Source organism: Calothrix sp. NIES-2098 (assembly GCF_963875125.1).
In the GTDB taxonomy this organism is placed as follows: domain Bacteria; phylum Cyanobacteriota; class Cyanobacteriia; order Cyanobacteriales; family Nostocaceae; genus Aulosira.
Window position 1 is genome coordinate 7,742,116 of the sequence record NZ_CAWNKJ010000001.1, and the last position, 20,934, is coordinate 7,763,049.

The following is a 20,934-nucleotide window of genomic DNA, read 5'->3' on the forward strand; positions in this document are numbered from 1 at the left end:
ATCGCCTTCAAGAGATTTTTTATGTTATTTACTAACTACAAGTTCTTTGTTTCTTATTACCTTAAACAGACTGTAGTTACTCATTAATTCATAGTATACAATTAGGGTTTCTTCATTAACTCGCTTGGCACTGAACCGTTCTAGGTTTTGTTTTGCTTGGTATTGAAACTTTTGTAGTTGTTGCGAATCTTTGAGCAAATGGCCTAAAGCATTTGCCAAAGTTTGACTATCTTTTGGCGGTACTAATAAACCAGCTTGTCCACCATCCAAAGTCTCTGGAATTCCATCGACATCGCTAGCAATAATTGCACAACCTGCTTCTCGCGCTTCTGTTAGCACTAATCCAAATGATTCGCAGTGAGAAGCGAGAACAAAAATATCACTTGAGAGCATATAGCGTTGTGGTTCTGCTTGAAAGCCTTCAAAATGAATGCGGTCTGCAAAAGGTGTACTTTGCACCATTGTTTCAAACATTGGGCGATCGGGGCCGTTTCCGACTAAATATAAATGTGCTTGCGGAAACTCCTGTGCAATTTTGGTGAATGCTTCAATTAACTCGACAATACCTTTGCGAGTATACATCCCAGCTACTGTAGTAATTGCTGGACGACATAAAGGTAATGGTTGATAATCTTTAATGCTACGATGGCGGGGGCTATTTAATGTACCGTTGGATACTACTCGTAACTTACTCTTAGGTATACCACGCTGTACCATTGAATCGGCTACAGCCTTACTAACTGCAATTACTCGATCTGCCAATCCCATCAGTACAGCACTACGCTGAAACTCGTTGTGTACGGTAGAAACTAAACTATATTCAAAACCTTTTCTCAAAAGTCCTGCTAGCACAACCCCTGTCATCATATGTGCATGAACAATATCTGGCTGAAACTCTTGGATTATCTGTCGATAACGCCAAGCAACCTCGATCGCATTTATTGGTGTTCTCGATCGATCGAGGTGAAAGTGTTGAACTTCATGACGTGCGAGTAATGTTTCGTATTCTCCCCCAGCTGAGGCGACAGCGACATCATGGCCATCGTCTGCTTGCAAACAAGCTAGGTCTACTGCTACATTGACGATTCCATTGCCAATTTGTTGTACATGATTGGTAAGGTGTAGTATCCGCATTTTAATTTACTCCACAGAAAGCACGTTTTAGAAATGAATGTTTTAGAACATAAAGGTATGTAGACACAAAAAAGAAAATAGTCTTATATGTCCTGGTGTTGATTTATTTGCTACCTAAATGAAGAGGGGTAGTCTTGAGCAAAGAACTATAGCGATCGCCAAATATTAGGACTCAGATTTAAAAAATATTTCCGGCGACCTAGAAAATCGTTGTATAAAGCCACGAGGTAGGCTATTTATTTGAGAACAATATGAAGAAATTGCTCTATTTTTTTTGTCTTGAACTGATGCGATCGAGAGATAGTAGGCTGCGGCTATATCCTGCAATTTCAGCATAATAAATAATGGCGCTCTCCAGAACAGCCAAATAGGATATTGTAACAATTCGACTGTAATTCCTGCTTGAGCGATCGCAGCTTTGACTAAATCATAAGTAGCTTCATGATCTCGATGGCAATCTTTCCGATGAGGTACGTATACTTCTTCTGGCTTATAATACTTTAACAAATCAACTAACTGTGTAATAGTTCGTCGTTTTTCCTCATCATTTAAATGTGGTAAAGTACCATCTCGTTTTGCTAAAAAATATATTTCTGATGAATTTACTCCTAATATTTCTAATGCCTTCTCTGCTTCTTTTTTGCGAATCTCAGTAATTACATCAGAATTAGTAGATTCCTGTCCATCCGTTAGAAAAACTACTACTACTGATACGCCATGTTCTCGTTTCAGCGCGATCGTTCCGCCACAACCCAATGTTTCATCATCTTGGTGAGGAGAAAACACCATTGCTGATTTGTGGCTTAATGTGAGTGGCTGACTTCCATTCTGCAAAATCCAGCGCAAGATAAAACTAGAGTGCAGATATTGCGCTTGCTCAAGCCAGGTATGAGGAATTAGTTTTTGTAACTGCTGTAAATAACTTTTGATGTTCATTGTTATTAGCTTTATCTAGGCTTGGATAACTCATAGTTAAAGTGCAAGATATTTAATGAATCTTGAAAAAGTTATGAGATTTACAAGCATTTATAACTTGTTTTTTTGACCTATCTTGTTATCAAATCATAGTTTAGTCAACCAAAAATGTCATCTATAATATTTTGTTATTTGTGTAAAAATATCAGCTATTTAGCAATATGAATATAAAGTTTTAACAAACGCATTAAAACAGAATATGCTAATTTTATGCCTCTATTAATATCAAAACAAAAATAATTATTGTCTAAGTAAAATATGGTGTTTAATTGGCGCTAATATTCAGTCAAGTTTTGGTATTAACAGCTTATTTGTAAAAATGTAATTTAAATTTTAAAAATCTAACAGTAATTAAAAAATACGTAGGGGCACAACAATGTTGTGCCCTTCTAAAATTGTTATAAATTGCTAGAGTTTGAAAGTCCCAAAATCTCGACTTTATGAAGAAGAATATTATCCTTGTAATCTATAGACAATTACTTTCCCTTTCCAATCTTCTTCAACGAATACTAAATACTCACCATTGGCACGCTGAAAAGCGCGGATACCATAAGGTATATCAATCCAACCACTTTCACCTGCAACTTCTGGGCCGGGTTTGAATTGTTGAACTTGTACTCCTGTTTTGGCATTATAAACGTGTACTTCTGCTGTTTTAAATGTGACGATAAATACATAGTCTCCTGCTACACTCATGGCGGCGGTAGACACTTCGCGCTTCCCTGTAGTGTCGTAAGGAACTACAGTGCGCCAACGCAGAGTAGGATTTTCTTGACTCCAATTATCAAAACGGACAATCTCCGATCCGACAACACCAGTATCGTCACCTGTTGCCGGACGAGCTACAGTGAAGCCTGACAAATACATGGTATCTGTTTCTGGGAAATACTCAATCCGCCGCAAATCGCTAAAGATACTCGGCGTTTTTTGCTTTTTCATGGAACTATATCCATAGATAGGATTGCCATGAGGATCAATTCCCTGTAGCGGGTAGTGGCGGATACCGATACCATCTATACTACGCAACGCTTTCCAAACATCGCCTTTGCTGTCTACCCACCAGCCTCCTAAGTAGGGATAATCTTCGCTTTTGTCGTACTCACCCTCATCGAACGCACCATTACCATTGCGATCGCGCCAAATCCATTCGCCTTTTTGTGGTTGATGTGGCGGCCAATTACCAGAAATTGATGCTTTACCTGCACCATTAGTTTCAACAAACATTCCCGATGGAATGGCTATTTTGTTCTTGTTGTTGGAATCAAAACGATAGATTTGCAGAAAGCTACTATACATATTTGTGATAAACAAATATGGCTTGCCTTGAATGCGGCGGAAAATCGTAGCATCTGGGGATGTATGTAACCGTGGATCTTGAGGATATTTGAAAGGATTGAGGGTGTAGTTCTTGAAAGTCCATTGCTTTCCTGGCGGTTGGCTGTAGTCCATCACAAAATGTTCTTGCTTGGTGAACAAATCGACGCCATCAGTTTGCGGATCTGCATCAGCATTATCGATAAACAACAATCCCAACAATTGCCAAACTAGCTTTCCTGATGGTGATAATTTTCTTAAGTCTGTTCCCGAATTATTAAAACCATTACTGTTTACATAAATATTACCTGCGGCATCTGCACCTACTCCTGTGATGCCGTAAAATTTTAAATCTTGGATTTCTCCAGCTTTACCTGCAAAAACACCACCTTTAGTGCCGAAAGTCCCAACCTGTAAGGGTTTATCTGTAACGTTGTAAACTAATATCTGTTGATGCGGCCCATTTTCAGCTACTAAAAGCCTACCTTGAGGATCGATGGCGATCGCAGTTGGTTGGACAACTTGAGTAATCTCTTGAGGTAATTGTTTTCCCGTGTGGGAATAATGCAGAATTCTGGCAGGAATCTTACCTTTTTTGCTTTGAATAATCCACAAATTCCCTTCGCGATCGACAGTTATTGCACCTGGTCTAGCAACGCTAAAACTGCGTAGTTCCTTCATCGTTTCGGTACTATAAACCCGAATGCGATTAGCAGCCGAATCGCTGACATATAATTCTTTGTTTGCAGTTGCTAATCCTGTAATTTCACCTTTCGTACTAGCAATTAGCATACTTTTATCCCAACCACGACCATCAGCAAAAGGTGCAGGTTTTCCAGATAAGTCATAGCGTCTGACGCAGTACCAATTTGTTCCCTCTGGCGGATAATCTTTCTCTGTTTTGCCAATTGCTCCTTGCGCTATAGCTAAGTAAATATATTTACTATCTGCTGTTACGGCTTTACCACCAGTACGACTCCAACCGTGAGTATCATCAGCCATACCAATAATTTTGCCATCTTTATAAATTCCGGCTTCCCTACCTGCTTCATCCCAAATACTATTGGTATAGACTGTGCCATTAGCAGCAACATACATTGCTTCTATATGGTTTTGTACCCATTCTTTTCCGCCACCAAAAGTATTACCAATCCAAGATGTTTTATACGCGCTGGTAGGCGAGCCGCTGACAGTCCAGCGTGTACTTATGGCAGTAGAACTAACAATTACTCCGATTGTCAAGCAAAGTAAAAACGTGACAAACTTTCTTTGTTTAAAACTTCGCTTTCGAGACATCTGCTTTGCCAATTGGTTAATTTGATAGCAGATTCTTCTGAGTTCTTGCATTAATCTAAATTTCATATCATCTCCAAATTTATATAAATAAGGTATAAAAAGTACATTTTTATTGCTTCGGAGAATATTAATGGCTAATAGTTATCTATGAGAATCAAAAATTCTCACATAACTGAAATATAGGACTTGATATCTAGCAATTAATAGTTGATATTAGCTAATTACTGAAATCTAAGTTAATTGTCAAAACCCCGAATTATTACTGATTCTGGGCTTATAGGTTGATTTTGCGTTGGGTTACTTAAAATTGTCTAGACCTAAATCAATAAATTATTGAATCTAGATGCAGCAGAATTTCAGAATTCAAAGGTACAACGGGTTTTATCCGGAATTTTTAGACATAAAGTTTGTACTTCAACAAATTACCATCTGCTGTCTATACATAGATAACAAAGACATGACATTAAAAAGTTCGGATTTACTAAAACTTTATCAAAACCACATATGTTTTTAACTTTCTTACTTCAAGCGATCGCATATTTTTTGGCAAGGTATTAATATTTACTTTTTTATTATCAAATATAGTAAAACTGAATACAGAATATTTATCGACACATCTGACATTGTACGCCTAGAATAATTCAGTAATTGCTAAATACAATAGTATAATATTCATCGTTACTAGTACTATGTAGTCAATAAAAATACAAGTTTAAATTTACTAGTTGACAGTCCAATGTAAATAGTTTAGAAAAGAGAATTCTGCTAGGAATATTTTTACTCGGTACTTTTCATCCATATTGGGGTTTGCTATAAAAACTCAAGCAAGTTGTGACTTTGCTATAAAAAAATTATGAGTTATTAACTTAAAAGTACTGATGATATAGTAAAGGGTCGAATAGAAAGAATAGCAACATTAATTTCTGCTGAAATTCAATAATAGCAGTTGAACTTGGTGTGAAAACTAACGGAAGCAAGTTCAATAAATCGCAGGAGTAAAATAGATGGAAGGTAAAAAAAATCATTTCGCTTCAGCATCTATCCTCACCCTGGGAATGGGCTGGTTTCCCAAAACACCTGGAGGATTAGAACGCTATATTTATGAATTAACTCATCAATTCGCAGCGAATCACGACTTAGTTGAATTATGTGGAGTAGGTTTACCTAAAAATCAGGTAAATACACCAATCAAACTAACTAATTTAGCAGAGCCAGATAGTGCAATTTGGCGAAGATTGTGGTCTATTCGCACTAATTTTCAGAAAACTAGAGTAGGCAAGCCTGATGCAATTAACCTGCATTTTGCCTTATATAGCTTCCCGATTTTAGATATTTTACCGAAAGGAGTACCAATTACTTTTAACTTTCATGGCCCTTGGGCATCGGAGAGCCAAGAGGAAATAGATAATCAGAGATTGAGTGTTTTACTCAAACGCTGGCTAATAGAAGAAAGCACTTATAAACGCTGCGATCGCTTTATTGTTCTGAGCAAAGCTTTTGGTAAAATCTTACATCAACAATATCAAGTTCCTTGGGAGAAAATTCACATTATTCCTGGTGGAGTTAATATTAATAAATTTCAAGCAAATCTATCGCAGCAAGAAGCTAGAAGCAAATTAGGCTGGCCTGATAGCCGCCAGATATTATTTACATCTCGCCGTTTAGTGCATCGAGTTGGACTGGATAAACTGTTGCAAGCCCTAGCAATAATTAAACCAAAAATCCCTGATGTTTGGCTAGCGATCGCCGGGCGCGGTCACATACAAGCTGCGCTACAACAACAAGCAAAAGAATTGGGGTTAGAAGACAACGTTAAATTTTTAGGTTTTCTCCCCGACGAACAGCTACCTTTAGCTTACCAAGCTGCTGACTTAACAATTATGCCCAGTCAATCTTTTGAAGGGTTTGGATTAGCAGTAGTAGAATCTCTAGCCTGTGGTACTCCTGTTTTATGTACTCCCGTAGGCGGAATGCCAGAAATTGTAGAACCATTATCTCCTGATTTAATTACTGATTCTATAGAAGTTTCAGCTATTGCCGATAAATTAGAACAAGTCTTGCTAGGAAGTATACTCATCCCTTCCCGTGAAGCCTGTCACCAGTACGCCGCCACAAATTTTAACTGGCAGAAAATAGCCCAGCAAGTAAGGGAAGTTCTGTTAGGAAATAGAGATTGATTAGGGAGATGAGGGAGTGTGGGGAGTGTGGGAATTGTGGGGAGACAAGGGAGACAAAGAAGGGAGCAGGGGGAGAAGAAATCACTATTATCTATTAGCACTTGACTGTTGACTGTTGACTCTTGACTCTTAACAAATGGCTAATGACAAATATGCTGAAAATTCTTTTTTTAGACCAGAGTGGTAAGCCAGGGGGAGCAGAATTATGTTTAATAGATATTGCTAAACCATATCGCGATCGCTCTCTTGTTGGCTTATTTGCAGATGGAGGATTTAAAACTTTACTACAGCAAAATCAAATTCCAGTAGAAGTTTTAACAAATCAAGCAATTCAAGTTAAAAAATCTAGTGGTTTAATTCAAGGGTTAAAAAGTCTCAGACTTATAATTCCGCTAATCATTAAAGTCATAAAAAGAGCAAGGAAATATGATTTAATTTATGCTAATACTCAAAAAGCATTAGTTATAGGCGCGATCGCTAGTTTTTTTGCCCGACGTCCGTTGGTGTATCATTTGCATGATATTCTCTCAAAAGAACATTTTAGCCAAACTAACCGCCGCATTGCTGTTAACCTAGCCAATCATTTTGCCTCTGTAGTAATTGCCAATTCCCAAGCGAGTCAAACAGCCTTTGTGCAAGCGGGAGGACACGCAAATCTCACTACTGTTATCTATAACGGCTTTGAACCAGAAATTTATCAAACTGATGAGTCTGATGTGAGACAATTACAGCAAGAATTAGGTTTAATAGGAAAATTTGTTATTGGTCACTTCAGCAGACTTGCACCTTGGAAAGGACAACATATTTTAATTGATGCACTAGCTCAATGTCCGCAACAAGTAACAGTAATTTTAGTCGGAGATGCATTATTTGGCGAACAAGATTATGTAAAACAATTACACAATCAAGTTGCTGATTTAGGTCTAGAAAATCGCGTCAAGTTTTTAGGATTTCGTTCTAATGTTCCGCAATTAATGGCCGCTTGTGACTTAGTTGCCCATACATCTATTTTTGCAGAACCCTTTGGTAGAGTCATTGTTGAGGCGATGCTATGCGGTACACCTGTGGTTGCAACTCAAGCTGGCGGCGCAATGGAATTAATCGAACCGGGGATAAATGGTTTTTTATTTCCACCAGGAGATACACAAGAACTAGCACGAGTGATTAATACTTGCCTTCAAGAGAGACACAAAACTACAACTATGGCTAATAATGCCAGAAAAATGGCTATTCAGCGATTTAATATGACAAGCATTAATCGGCAAATTGCTCAACTGTTAGCAGCCAAATTTAGCTAATTCTTAATATCAATTTTTAAACGGTAGATTTAGATACCCGATTTTTCACAAAAAGTTGGGTATCTGTGCTGAATTTGAGAAGATTGGTATTAGTATATTCATGAGAATCATTGATAAACCTCATCTACTTACGGATGTCATGGTTGAAGCGGCATAAATTCTGAAAAATACTATTTATCAAAAAATGCCATTAATTTTCGTCGATTCTCACCAATTCTAATTCTGTAAATCAAGCTAAAAATTGCTATGCCTAAATACATCATGTGGGGAAGTTACTGCGAAGACGTTCTAGAAAAACGCGCTCCTTATCGTCAAGCCCACTTAGACGGGTTAGCAAAGCAAAAAGAATCCGGGGTGCTGATTACTATTGGCCCCACCAAAGATGTGACACAAGTTTTTGGCATTTATGAAGCTGACGATGAAGCTACTGTGCGCCAGTTGATTGAAAACGACCCCTACTGGCAAAATGGCATCTGGACTGAATATTTTGTTAAAGAGTGGATTCAGGCAATTTAGGGAATAGTCAAGGGTCAAGAGGAGCCAGCGCTGTGGTGAGGCTGTCCGGTCTTGGGGGTTCCCCCCAGAAGGAACTGCCGAAAGGGTTTCCCGACTTGAGGAGCCACTGCGTTGCGGAGGACAGTTGCGTGGGCGGGTTTCCCGACTTGAGCAAACTGTCCGTTGGGGTTCCCCCCGTTGTAGCAAGTGGCGTGCGACTGGCGTTCCAAAGTCCAGAGTCATTGGTCATTTGTCTTGCTTGTCTTCCCTACCCTTCTCCTTTGGAGACGCTGACGCGAACGGGAACGACTTCATCGAACGGGTGACGCTCCTTCGTCGCTACCGCTTTGCTAACGCGAACGTCGCTTGACAGCAATTCTTCTAAATATTTTGCGCCTCGTTTTGCTGTAGTGTAATGAATTGGCGTTTCTGGACTCATTTCTACAATTTCGCCTGCTAGCAATTCTACATAGCGATCGCGCAGAATGCCTGCCTCAATCATGCGATGATAGTCGTCTATAGACCATTTAGCCAAAGTCTTCATAGCAGAATTGCTCGCATTCTTGTGATAGACCTAGTTTGATTTTATAGTTAATCGCATATTCCAGGTTTTTTTGCGATCGCACTACCTATTCTCTTCAAGTAAACTGTAAGCGATGGTGCGATCGCTTTCACCCGCAGGGGCTTTTTATCTACGACTGCGAAAACCTTGTTGTCCATTAACTGGGTCAAACAGTACATCGTATTTGTCAAAAAATGCAATCCCACTATTCACAACCACAGGATTTTCAGCTTTTGCAGAGATATTGATGTTCCATACATTAAACCCGTCACGATTTCCTGGTGTTAGGCTATAGTCAAAAACCCCAGGAATTGCTACCTTCACAGCATTTTCTGCGCGTAATCTGCCTGGTTTGAGTTTACCCATTAAAGAAGCAGACTTAACTTCAGTAAAACCGCTACTCGTTCCAGTATCAGCGACCATTTTACCGTTACAGTTATTGTTCAGGGAACTCCCAGAGATAGTTAAACAAACTCCGTTGAGCCGAGAGTCCCACCTGTTACCGGGTATACCATTAATCGCTGGTTGTTGGCTTAAGGAAACCATCTTAAAACCTTCTCGATTATTGGTTGTTAAACCGATAATCAAAGTAGTGTTTTTGCTACTATCGCTATTACCAGTCACGATAAATCCGTTACTGAGATTTCCTGGTAATTTTCGCAATGGGTTATAGGGAAATGCTTTTTCAGAATAGTTAACACCGATAATACCGGAGAACGGTACCCCACTTTTCGCAGAGCAGTTAGGTTTTTGCGCAATACATTGACGACTGCTAACTATTTGCACGGGAACAGGTTCTTCTGTGAAGATGAAACCCATCCGCATAGTAGTGTAAACTAGCTCTCCTTCTAGGACAGTTCCATCATTTAAGACTTCTTTGATAATTTGACCAGTTTTCTTGATGGGAGCATTGCCTAAAAATTCTTTTGGAACTCTTAGCCCAGCCGAACCTGTATCTATTAATAAACGTTTTGGTTGACCACCTGCTATTGCTACCTCCATAAAATAGCCGCGCGCCCGTTGAGCGACGGAACCTTTAGGATACAAAGGAACTGATATGGTATTGAAACTAGGCTTGCGGGCTGTAAATTGGGAAGGATCGCGCACAGCCGGATTGGCAAAAAGTTCCAGAAATCCAGCCTGTCGCTGTGCTATTTGTTCTGGTGCATAGTCCCAAAGGCTTTCGTAGTAGAAAAAGGTGACACCTAAACCACGTTGTTTCGCCGCCCTTACTTGAGACTGAATTTGTTGCATGGAAACTGGGCGATTTCTCAACCCTGCCATAATACCGATACCAGTAGGTATTAATTGTTGTGTTTCTATAATTTCTGGGCTGGTAAGTTTGCTGTAAAAACTATCCAGATCGTTACGGTAAAGTTGGACAACCAGCTCGTCTACAACGCCCAAACGCACCCAGTTCAGCCAGTCTTGGAGTTGATATTTGTAAGCAAAGTCGTAGTAATTGGGAGAAACAGAGAAAATTGCACTAGGTTTTCTGGCTTTCACAGCTTGGTTGAGCTGAATCATAAAGGCTGTGATTTTATCTGCGCGCCATTGCTTCCATGCTTGAGCGTGAGGATTGGGTGGCGGAGGACTGCCAGTTTCTTGAGTATACAAGTTAATTGTGTACTTGTCGTAGCCAAAATCAACAGGTAAACTCATGTGATCGTCAAATTGGATACCATCAGCGTCATATTGGGTGATGATTTCCATGACGAGATCGGTAATAAATTTCTGTACTTCTGGGTGAAAGGGATTCAGCCAAGCCACCTCACCCGCAGCACTAATCGAAGTTTGGGTTCCATCTTGCTTTTGTGTCAGCCAATCTGGATGGTTTGCGGCTAGTTCGGAAGTGAGGGGAGCCATAAAACCAAACTCAAACCAAGGTATGGCGAGTACTCCTTGGCGACGCGCTTGAGTAACGATGTCTGCAATTATGTCTTGTCCCTCTTTACCTTTGAAGTAAAAAGGTATACCCGCTTGTTTTGCAACTGCGCTGGGATATTTAGGATAACCATCATTCCAAACTACAGGATAAAGGGTGTTGAAGTTCAATCGGCGCAATTGGGCAATGGCATCTTGGAGTTTAGCGCGATCGCTCAAAATATCAAAGTCATTATTAGTCAGCCAAACTCCGCGAATTTCTTGAGATGGTGATAGTTGAGCCGTTGCAGGTGTGAGGTTATGCAGCAGCAATACTGTAGCAAATGCGATCGCAAACAAAACCGGGAGCAGGCGCTTAATTGACCGCCAACCTTGATAAATCAAAGGTAATTGCATAAGTATGGATATTAATTTAGCTAACCAAGCGTTAACCTGTATATTTTTGAAATGAAACTGAGTTGCCATTACCGCCTAAATATTTACTTTTAATAGAGGACGTTAGTTTATAACATTTCATACAAACACTAAATTACTGCTTGCATTAAAAAAACTGATGCAGATATCGCTAAGTCAAATAATTGACGCAGGTAGTGTGTGATTAGTGCCAATTATCCCTGCACCAAAATCTGGTACCCTCAAAGGAGACATTTAAGCCTGCGGGAGTTGCTTGTTCTCTCTGCATTAAACTTTTCAACCCAAAACTCAGCACTTAATATGACTCAGGTTAACCAAACTGCAATTGAAGGGATCTACGAAGTATGCATTGGAATTCCAGAGCCAATTTCTGCAATTCAATATTGGGAACAATTTGGTTATCGTATTGGTCAAGTTGGCGAACTATCCGCAGATGCAGCCAATCAATTATATGGAGTAAATTCGTCTTTACGCTCGATCCGCCTTTACCACCAAGATGCAGATCATGGATTAATCCGGTTGATGGTTTGGCAAAATCCCACAAATCGGGGATTAGGAACGGGGTCGATGAAAGTGAAGGGAAATCGCTGGGCAACGGCTTTAACTGCTGATGCGTTAACTATTTTAAATCATGCAGAATCAGCAAAAGCCGCAGGTTGGGATATTAGATACAGCAATCCTTACTGGGAAATTATCTACAACAAAGAAAGAAAAAGCCGACCTTTTATCGATCCAGCCGTTGGGGTGCGGGAAATGTTGTTATTGCAACCCTTAGCTAGACAAGTTTTATTTCAACGGTTTGGCTATACACTGCCTCATTATGGGCAAATTAACGAAAATTCTGCATTCAGGACTAGCCAATTTACTCACATGGGGTTAATTGTTCAGGATGACAGCAAAGAAATTCTGAAGTTTTACGAAGATGTTTTGGGTTTGTTGCGCGTGCGTGATGATGTTGAGACTAGCTATGAATCTTCGTTAGCCGGTCGAGATCTATTTGATCTCAACCCTGGCGAAAAGTTTATTGTTACAGCCTTTGATGACCCGCGTTCTTCTGTATCTGACTTTATGGCTGCACGTAGCGGTAGACTTTACATTGTTCGCTTCCCAGAGGCGATAAATTTAGAATCGCGATTTGAATCAGCACAACCTGGTAGCTTGGGGATTTCGTTATATACCTATCGCGTGCGCGGAATTGAGATATATTGCGATCGCATTCACCAAAGTTCAGCACAAAATATCACTAACATAGTCAGCAATGAATTTGGCGAGAAGAGTTTCTCTTTCATTGCACCCGATGGCTACTTCTGGACTTTGGTAGAAGATGTCTAGATGGGGATGAGGAAGCAAGGGGAAGAAGAAATAACTAATGACTAATGACTAATGCCAAAATTCAAAAAACGTTGGCTTATTTTAATTTTACTAGCTTTAATATCTGCCATATTGCTAGCAATAACATCTACAGCCATCAGTATTTATTTGTATGGTAAAAAAATTAATACTAATAAAGCAGAAGCAGCTATTGTTTTAGGTGCAGCCGTTTGGGGAGAGGAACCTTCTCCGGTTTTTAGAGAACGAATAAATCACGCTATTAATCTATATAAAAATCAGGATGTTAGTAAGTTAATTTTTACTGGTGGAGTTGGTGAAATTAATGAACCTGCTGAAGCGATCGTTGGCAAACGCTATGTTTTGGCAAGGCAAGTAAAATCAAGTGATATTCTCATCGAAACAAAATCGCGAACCACTTACCAAAATCTCAAAAATGCTCGTCAGGTAGCAGCTACTCACCAATTACATAAATTTCTGATTGTTAGCGATCCATTACACATGAAACGAGCTGTAATGATGGCAAGAAATTTAGGTATGGATGCATATCCATCACCCACGCCTACCACTCGCTATAGTACTTTCCGCAGTCAAATAGACTTTCTTATACGAGAGACTTTTTTTTACTTTGTCTACCTCGTGTTCAAAATTTAACTATTAAATTTTCTGCCTAATTGTCAGCAGCTTCAACCCGGAAGATAGCCCATAAGAGTTGAAATAATTAGCAAAAGATCTGACCAAAAAATATGTTGATGAGAATTTGGGCTGTTACTGTTGTACTAACTTCTTCCTGGTTAATAAATGGTGTTATAGCTGCTGAACCAATCAAAGCTGTAGCAGCTTCTCCACAAAGCGATGCTCAACCAATTATTGTTAGCAAAGCGGAGTTTGGCGTGCAAAGAGTTGAGTCCCAAGGTAAAACTACATTTATTCCCACCTTTAGAGTGCCACTTCAAGAAGGAAACAAATACGGTTGGCAAATTCAACTGAAAAATTACAAAGGTGCAGTGACCTGGAGAGAAGTTCTACGATTACCAAAACGTCCAGAAACTTGGAGTGTAGATAGCGGACAAGACATGACAATCTCTCCAGATGGTAAAGAAGCTGTGACAAAGCGCACACAAAATACTACCGATGGCGTAATTCAGAATTTCTGGACGATCGCACCTGGCGACCCAGATGGTAAACATAAGATACAGGTCTATATTGATGACCGCCTGATAGCTGCTTTCGAGTTTGAAATTGTGCCTTTGAAAAAGCCGAAAGCAGAAGGTAGAATCTAACAGCAACTGTGATTTAGCTTGATGTATTATCTTCAGCGATCGCAAATCAAGCTCAAATTATCACCAAGCCAGAGCAATCGCACGAGGGGTGGGATATCCCCACCCCTTGATAATAATTCCTAATACTTATTGACTAGCTGACAACATTAACAATTTATTCGTATTACTGCCAAGACTAATTAAACCTAGATATAAAATTATTCTTTCAATTATCTGAACTTGTAATTTTACTTGTATCTAACAAATGTGACATTCTCAAATCAAGTAGTTAAGATATGACTTGATATAGCAATACTACCTGAGCCATGAAAATTATTCTTTGCAAGATTGATTAATGGCTCTAAATACTAGTTCAGTAAACTGTTATATTTGTTGCATTTCAAACATAACGCTCACAATTAGTCGCGTATTGAGACTTATATAAGTAAAAGGAAAAACTACAAAATGTCTAGATCTTCATCTTTACCATCGGATTATACTATTCGCCAAGCCCGTAATATAGATATTCCAGCAATATATGGAATTACTCTCTTGAGGTTAAATGATTTAAAAATTTTAATTTATTTTTTTTTATTTATCACAATAGGTATTTTTTTAATCCTTTCTGGTATATGTGTTGTCATCGGAAATTGTTCTATTAGTCTTAAAGACTTTTTGATTAGTCTAGCATTCATGCCACTAATAGTAAGCGGTTCTATATTAATAATTTCCTCTTTAGAACTACTTGCCAGTATGTTTTTTAGACAAGATGGCTCAATACTTTTACTAATTGAACATAACGATCGCTTAGTAGCTTGTGCCATACATTCTCATAAAGGTAGTTATTCATTGTTGAATTCTTTATATGTTAAACCGAATTATCGCCGCCTTGGGTTGGGGTCTTTTTTAGTGCAAAACCTTGCAAGCAGGGTAGTTAAGCCAATTTATGTGTTTCCTACACCTGAATCATTCAGATTTTATCTACGTAATGGTTTTACTTTAGTCAAAGAGCAAAATCGTCCACGCGAACTTGGCAGAAGTGGCAGATGTTTATGTTTGATATAGTAAAAGTACGACAGCCGAAAGCAGAAGGCAGAATTTAGAAACAAGCATCGTTTGTAACTGCGAATAAAGCCCAAATTGTCACAAAGGCATAGTAGGGGTGGGGTTTCCTCACCCTTGTTAATTTTCTGAAGGCACAAACAGCCAGAAAGCTAAAGATAAATTAAAACCTAACAACTACTTTGCCAGTATTTTGACCTGTTAAGAGATATTGAACAGCATCAGGAATAGATTCTATACCTTGAAATTGAGTAGAATCGACGGCAACCTGGAGTTTACCATTGTAGAAAAGATTTAATAGGCGATCGCGTGCTTCTGGCATATATTCTTTATAATGAGGCATCAAAAAGCCGCGAACAGAAGCAGCTTTCCAAAATAGTTGGTGATAAATTCGGAGTTGGGTAATTTGTTCTATGTCCTTCGCGTATTCGGAAATAAAACCAACCACCACTAACCGTCCCCGCACTGCTAAGTTTTCCACGCAGGTATCAAAAACCTGTTTACCTACACAGTCAAAAATTAAATTAATCCCATTAGGATATTCTTGCTTGAGAATTTGGTTGAGATTTTCTGTGCGATAGTTAATAATGCGATCGCATCCCAATTCTCTTAGTAAGTTTGCCTTCGCTTGCGAACTACAAGTACCAACGACATGATTACCTGCTAGCTTTGCCAATTGCACTGCAATATGACCGGTTCCCCCTGCTGCTGCTGTTACTAAAACCACTTCATTACTTTTCATCTCCCCCACTTGTTCCAATGCCACCAAAGCTGATACACCTGTAGGCATGAGTGTGAGCAATTCTGGTGTTGCTTGGCGTACCTTCAGTGCTAAGTTTGCATCAACAACTTGATATTCTCTATAACCACCACCACGTGTTGTCGTAATTACAGCATCACCTATTTGAACATCTTTGACATCTTCACCTATAGCGACAACTTCTCCCACTGCTTCTACACCCAAATCAAAAGGAGGAATTAGATTTACATAGGGAACATCGCCACGACAAAGTAATGTGTCAAAGCCACCGTTAACGCCAGCATATTTATTTTGAATTAAAAGTTGGTTACTAGTAGGTTTAGAAAGAGGAACTTCGACAAGTTCAACAGCCGATTTAAAATCTTGATTTAATTGCTTTGCTATTAACTTTCTGTATGTTGTATTCATGACAAATATGAATTTAATTTTATAGATTCCCGACTTCTTTAAGAAGTTGGAAATCTGGTTTTTAATTTATTGTATACATCTTATTAAACGCCTAAAGCTTTATCCCACTCTAATTGATGAGCCAAACCATACTTGATAAAATCTTCTTCTTTAGCTTTGTCACTTTTACCAAAAACACCTAAACTGTAAGGATTATCTTGCATCCGTTCTGCGACTTGCTCTTGTTCAAATCTGATGACTTCTTCTCTAGGTTGATCTGGTTTGAAAAAGTCTACAACTAAAACTGTTCTGTCATAATTAGTATAATTATGCGGACAGTGTGGATAGCTATGATCTAAAACCATGAATTCTCCTTCATGCCAATAAAGCTGCTCGTGGCATATTTTCATAGCTACATCCCCCTCAGGGACAATTAATCCTAAATAACCACGGTTCATGTGTGGGTTATAGTTCACATGAAGTTTAATATCCAAACCTGGATGGAATGTCCCAAAATACACATTTCTCAGGATATTGTCGTTGCTAGAGTTAACTTTTTCTATTAACCTAGACAAATTTGGGAAATATTTCTGTCTCAATGTAAGTGCTTTTTCTACTGCATCATCTGTTCCATATTCCGGATATTGTATTTGATGCAACTGAATATATTCGTCAATAAATAAACCTTGAAATAAGATCCCAAAAGCACTATATTTTGAAGCATTTTTGGTTTTAATAGTTTTACTTTTAGGGCCGAGAACATCGTAAGTAAATTTTAATTCCTCCTTCGAGGCACGATCGATAAAGTATGTGAATTCATCCCCGATCGCTTGCCAATTATCTTGTAAGCTTTTGAGAAAAGTAAATTCTTCTGGGTTGAGATGATATTCATTAAAACTTTCCATTATCTTTTCTCCTGAAGATAGTTTCATAAAAAACTGTTACATCGCGATCGAATTTTGCTTGCATCCCGCTACGATGTTGGAATTCCTGACTAACCCAGGTATTTATCCCAGATTTGTCAGGTTTGTAATGTTGTGTTCTTAGTTAGGACTTCAGTCCTCATGACAAACCCTTTAACACTCATTCTAGTGTGAAGTCTACTGTGCCTGAATCTACTGTCTTAGATAAAATTATCAAAAATGTGCGAGTAGTTCGTCCCCATGATGATGCTGTCGAACTACTCGATATAGGAATTAAGGATGGGAAATTTGCCCGGATTGCTCGTAATATTAGCCCAGATGAAGCTAAAGAAGTATTTGATGCCAAAAATCTGCTAGGCTTTCCTGGGGTTGTGGATGCTCATATGCACATCGGTATCTATCAACCGCTTGATAAAGATGCTGTGACTGAAAGCAAAGCAGCCGCAATGGGAGGCGTAACTACCAGCCTGAATTACATCCGTACAGGGCAGTATTATCTCAATAAAGGTGGCTCTTACAGAGATTTTTTCCCAGAAGTATTGGCTTTATCTGTAGGTAATTTTTTTGTAGATTACAGTTATCACGTCGCCCCAATCGCTAGCCAACATATCGAAGAAATACCTCTGCTTTTTGAACAATTTGGTGTATCTTCTTTTAAAATCTTCATGTTTTATGGTGGTTACGGGTTGCATGGTTTGTCAGACCAGCAAAACCTCTTTTTGATGATTAATAAAGAGGAACGCTACGACTTTGCCCATTTTGAATTTATTATGCGCGGTCTAACACGCTTAATAGAAGCACATCCAGAAGCGCGAGATACTATTAGTTTAAGTTTGCACTGTGAAGTTGCGGAAATTCTCAACGCTTATACAAAAATAGTAGAAAATGACTCTAGTCTTAGCGGACTTCATGCTTACAGTGCAGCGCGTCCGCCTCATTCTGAAGGTTTAGCAATTTGTATTGCTTCCTATTTGGCACATGAAACTAACTGTGCAAATATCAATTTGTTGCATCTGAGTTCGCGTAAAGCAATGGAAGCAGCTTTAACTATGCAAACTGCTTTTCCTCATATTAATTTTCGTAGAGAAGTTACGGTGGGACATTTATTATTAGATGTTGATACTCCTAATGGTACTTGGGCAAAAGTCAACCCTCCAATTCGCCCCCGTGCTGATGTGGAATATTTATGGCAAGCAGTACTTAATCATCAGGTAGATTGGATAGTTAGCGATCATGCTTGCTGTTCAGCCGAACAAAAAAGAAGTGCTAAAGATCCGAATAATATTTGGTTGGCGAAGTCTGGTTTTGGCGGTACAGAATATTTACTTTCTGGTGTATTGAGTGAAGGTAGTAAGCGGGGAATGTCTTACAACCACATGGCAAAATTGCTATCTTGGAACCCATCTCGGCGCTTTGGTTTATTAGAAAAAGGTAATATTGCTATTGGTTTTGATGCTGACTTAGTGTTAATAGATCCTAATGAAAGCTTTGTGGTACGTGCTGCTGAATCGGAGTCACAACAAGGTTACACACCCTTTGAAGGTGTAGAGTTAACCGGAAGGGTAAAGAGTACTTTTTTGCGGGGAAATCTAATTTACAACAATGGAGAGGTTTTAGGTTCGCCAACTGGACGTTATTTGAAACGCTACCATCCTGGAATCAAGGCATAGTTTAGCATCTGAGGCGAAGTTACCAATTTGTCTTTCTTGCTTGAAGATGCGATCGCAATATCTAATCAAACTTGAGATATCAAACCAAATCATATTTTGTTGCGTAAGATGAAAGCAGCACGTATTTATGACTACAGTGGTGCAACTGCTGTACGGGTAGATGAGGTAGAAGTTTTGCCACCTGGCCCTGGTGACGTCAGAATTCGGGTAAAAGCTGCGGGAATTAACAATTCTGACTTGCAGGCAACCTATGGAACCTATCGAGCATATCGTAATCAAGAACTACCCTTTATTCTGGGTCAGGAAGCGGCGGGTGAAGTTGATGCTGTGGGATTAGGAGTGACGGATTTGGTGCCTGGAATGCGTGTAGTTGGACGTGTGAGGGGTGCCTTTGCGGAAATCGCTTATGGTCTGGCAACTGAGTTGCTACCTCTTACCGATGAAGTGTCATTTACAGTAGCAGCCAGCTTGCCTATTGCTTATCTAACTGCTGGTATGGCTTTGATTCACAAAGCCAATGTCCAGCCTGGAGATTGGGTTTTGGTACACCCTGGTAGTGGTGGTGTTGGCACCGCAGCAGTTCAGCTTGCTCAGTTGCTAGGAGGGCGAGTTATTGCGACTGCGGGTAATCAGACAAAGGTACAGCGATTACTTGAGTTAGGTGCATTATACGGGATTGATTATAGCCTTCAAGATGTAGCTTCCGAAGTGCGGAGAATTACCGACAATTCAGGGGTACAGGTAGCACTCGATGGTGCGGGTAAAGTCACCTTTGCCGATTGTCTGGAAGCGATCGCCAATAATGGCCGTATTGTCAGCTATGGTACTACAACTGGACTAGATGCCGCCCTGCCTCTAGGAAAACTGCTGGGGCGCAATATTACAGTTTACGGTATCGCCATCTGGTATAACAGTGATTATCACTCAAGTTTGGGGACACTTCGGAATTTGGTGATTCCAGCAGTTGCTCAGGGAAAGATACAGCCAACAATTGATGAGATAGTTGATCTGCAAGGGGTGTCTGGGGCATTGATAAAAATGCAAAACCGCGATTTGATGGGGAAGATTATTGTAGTTCCGTAATATCAAATCAGAATCTCAACCCCAGTAAGGTAGGGAGTATAAAAAAATGAGCCAGCGGATCAAACGAGCATTTTTAGATACAGAAGATGGACAAATTCTTTACCGAATCGGTGGAGAAGGTGAACCCATACTTTTACTGCACATGACTCCCCGCAGTAGTGATGAATTTCACGAATTAATGCCTATTTTAGCTGCCAAAAAATTAGTAATTGCAATGGATTTAATGGGGTTAGGTGATTCTGATAAGCCGCCCAGAGTTTATTCAGTTGCAGACTATGCCAAAACTGCGATCGCGCTTTTGGACGAATTAGGCATAAACAAGGCAAGCATTTTCGGTAGTGTTACAGGGGGTTATATCGCCGGAGAAATTGCAGTAGCCTATCCAAATCGTGTTGACAAACTCATCCTCTGCAATGTAGTTGGATTGGACGAAGAGGAAAAAAACAAGATTTTAAATAGATATTCTCAAGGTTTTCAAATTAAAGAAGATGGCTCTCACCTGATGGAAAGATGGTTAGCTCGTATTAGTTACGTGGGACAGGGAGAGTTAAATCATCGGTGTGTTTTGGACGATTTAAAAGCTTTTAACTCTCCTGTATATCCTGGTATAGCAGTCGCAAACTATTGTCTTTCTGCTAAAGAAAGATTTCGTTTGATTAAGTGTCCTACTCTAATTTTGTTAGGGGAAAAGGCGTTAGAACCGTTAGAAAAAGTTGGTTTAGCAAAAGCTGAGAATCAATCTTGGGCTCAGGAAGTAATTCCTCATAGCCAAGGTGTCGAACTAGAAGGTGGAAGCCTTTGGATGGTTAATCAAATGGCAGAAGAAGTATTCAAAGTAATAGTAGATTTTATGGAACAGTAGTAAATGCTTGAGCTAAAGAGGTGCGTTGCGCTACGCGACAATGCACC

At 39.5% G+C, this 20,934-nt stretch carries 17 protein-coding genes and 1 pseudogene; 10 read left to right on the top strand and 8 right to left on the bottom strand.

The window, feature by feature from the left end; all coding sequences use genetic code 11:
• Positions 1 to 24 precede the first annotated feature (24 nt).
• From AACU33_RS32620 to AACU33_RS32630, 3 genes are all read right to left on the bottom strand, one after another.
• Entirely contained in the window at positions 25 to 1,134 is a 1,110-nt protein-coding gene (locus tag AACU33_RS32620; protein WP_096594412.1) for a glycosyltransferase family 4 protein, read from the bottom strand.
• 165 nt (positions 1,135 to 1,299) lie between these two features.
• Positions 1,300 to 2,070 (bottom strand): PIG-L deacetylase family protein, encoded by a 771-nt coding sequence (locus AACU33_RS32625; protein WP_096594413.1) that lies wholly within the window; start codon positions 2,068 to 2,070, stop codon positions 1,300 to 1,302.
• A 492-nt stretch (positions 2,071 to 2,562) separates the two neighbouring features.
• Positions 2,563 to 4,785, bottom strand: a complete 2,223-nt coding sequence (locus AACU33_RS32630; RefSeq protein ID WP_096594414.1) for a hypothetical protein — start codon at positions 4,783 to 4,785, stop codon at positions 2,563 to 2,565.
• Between the two features lie 938 nt (positions 4,786 to 5,723).
• On the opposite strand from AACU33_RS32630, the gene AACU33_RS32635 reads away from it, so the two are divergent.
• The 3 genes from AACU33_RS32635 to AACU33_RS32645 all read left to right on the top strand — a co-directional run bounded on the left by AACU33_RS32635 (position 5,724) and on the right by AACU33_RS32645 (position 8,710).
• Positions 5,724 to 6,896 (top strand): glycosyltransferase family 4 protein, encoded by a 1,173-nt coding sequence (locus AACU33_RS32635; RefSeq protein WP_096594415.1) that lies wholly within the window; start codon positions 5,724 to 5,726, stop codon positions 6,894 to 6,896.
• A 155-nt stretch (positions 6,897 to 7,051) separates the two neighbouring features.
• On the top strand, positions 7,052 to 8,194 hold the full coding sequence (locus AACU33_RS32640) for a glycosyltransferase (RefSeq protein ID WP_096595464.1): 1,143 nt from the start codon (positions 7,052 to 7,054) through the stop codon (positions 8,192 to 8,194).
• Between the two features lie 246 nt (positions 8,195 to 8,440).
• Complete coding sequence (locus AACU33_RS32645; protein ID WP_096594416.1) at positions 8,441 to 8,710, top strand: YciI family protein; 270 nt, start codon at positions 8,441 to 8,443, stop codon at positions 8,708 to 8,710.
• A 14-nt stretch (positions 8,711 to 8,724) separates the two neighbouring features.
• On the opposite strand, the gene AACU33_RS32650 is transcribed toward AACU33_RS32645, so the two are convergent.
• The 3 genes and pseudogenes from AACU33_RS32650 to AACU33_RS32660 form a co-directional block, all read right to left on the bottom strand.
• Entirely contained in the window at positions 8,725 to 8,919 is a 195-nt protein-coding gene (locus tag AACU33_RS32650; RefSeq protein ID WP_339376416.1) for a hypothetical protein, read from the bottom strand.
• A 190-nt stretch (positions 8,920 to 9,109) separates the two neighbouring features.
• Positions 9,110 to 9,233: pseudogene (locus AACU33_RS32655) on the bottom strand (Uma2 family endonuclease); the annotation flags it as partial.
• A gap of 144 nt (positions 9,234 to 9,377) precedes the next feature.
• Positions 9,378 to 11,531, bottom strand: coding sequence for a glycoside hydrolase family 10 protein (locus AACU33_RS32660; RefSeq protein WP_096595465.1), 2,154 nt, complete (start codon positions 11,529 to 11,531; stop codon positions 9,378 to 9,380).
• A 318-nt stretch (positions 11,532 to 11,849) separates the two neighbouring features.
• Here AACU33_RS32660 and AACU33_RS32665 point away from each other — a divergent pair, with 318 nt between their 5' ends.
• The 4 genes from AACU33_RS32665 (at position 11,850) to AACU33_RS32680 (ending at position 15,205) form a co-directional block, all read left to right on the top strand.
• On the top strand, positions 11,850 to 12,881 hold the full coding sequence (locus tag AACU33_RS32665; protein ID WP_096594417.1) for a VOC family protein: 1,032 nt from the start codon (positions 11,850 to 11,852) through the stop codon (positions 12,879 to 12,881).
• 51 nt (positions 12,882 to 12,932) lie between these two features.
• The gene (locus AACU33_RS32670; protein WP_096594418.1) at positions 12,933 to 13,532 is read left to right on the top strand and encodes a YdcF family protein; all 600 of its coding nucleotides are present in this window, start codon (positions 12,933 to 12,935) and stop codon (positions 13,530 to 13,532) included.
• Positions 13,533 to 13,630: 98 nt separating this feature from the next.
• Positions 13,631 to 14,161, top strand: a complete 531-nt coding sequence (locus tag AACU33_RS32675) for a hypothetical protein (RefSeq protein WP_096595466.1) — start codon at positions 13,631 to 13,633, stop codon at positions 14,159 to 14,161.
• Between the two features lie 444 nt (positions 14,162 to 14,605).
• Positions 14,606 to 15,205, top strand: a complete 600-nt coding sequence (locus AACU33_RS32680) for a GNAT family N-acetyltransferase (RefSeq protein ID WP_096594419.1) — start codon at positions 14,606 to 14,608, stop codon at positions 15,203 to 15,205.
• A gap of 160 nt (positions 15,206 to 15,365) precedes the next feature.
• Here the strand turns inward: AACU33_RS32680 and AACU33_RS32685 are convergent, their stop codons facing one another.
• Both AACU33_RS32685 and AACU33_RS32690 read right to left on the bottom strand, forming a co-directional pair.
• A complete protein-coding gene (locus AACU33_RS32685) occupies positions 15,366 to 16,370 on the bottom strand; it encodes a zinc-binding dehydrogenase (RefSeq protein WP_096594420.1) in 1,005 nt (334 codons plus the stop codon).
• Positions 16,371 to 16,453: 83 nt separating this feature from the next.
• Positions 16,454 to 17,254, bottom strand: coding sequence for an aspartyl/asparaginyl beta-hydroxylase domain-containing protein (locus AACU33_RS32690; protein ID WP_096594421.1), 801 nt, complete (start codon positions 17,252 to 17,254; stop codon positions 16,454 to 16,456).
• Between the two features lie 200 nt (positions 17,255 to 17,454).
• Here AACU33_RS32690 and AACU33_RS32695 point away from each other — a divergent pair, with 200 nt between their 5' ends.
• The 3 genes from AACU33_RS32695 (at position 17,455) to AACU33_RS32705 (ending at position 20,887) form a co-directional block, all read left to right on the top strand.
• A complete protein-coding gene (locus tag AACU33_RS32695) occupies positions 17,455 to 18,942 on the top strand; it encodes an amidohydrolase family protein (RefSeq protein ID WP_096594422.1) in 1,488 nt (495 codons plus the stop codon).
• A 108-nt stretch (positions 18,943 to 19,050) separates the two neighbouring features.
• Positions 19,051 to 20,025 carry a quinone oxidoreductase family protein gene (locus AACU33_RS32700; RefSeq protein ID WP_096594423.1) on the top strand — a complete coding sequence of 325 codons (975 nt, stop codon included), beginning with the start codon at positions 19,051 to 19,053 and terminating at the stop codon, positions 20,023 to 20,025.
• A 46-nt stretch (positions 20,026 to 20,071) separates the two neighbouring features.
• Complete coding sequence (locus AACU33_RS32705; protein WP_096594424.1) at positions 20,072 to 20,887, top strand: alpha/beta fold hydrolase; 816 nt, start codon at positions 20,072 to 20,074, stop codon at positions 20,885 to 20,887.
• Positions 20,888 to 20,934: the final 47 nt, after the last annotated feature.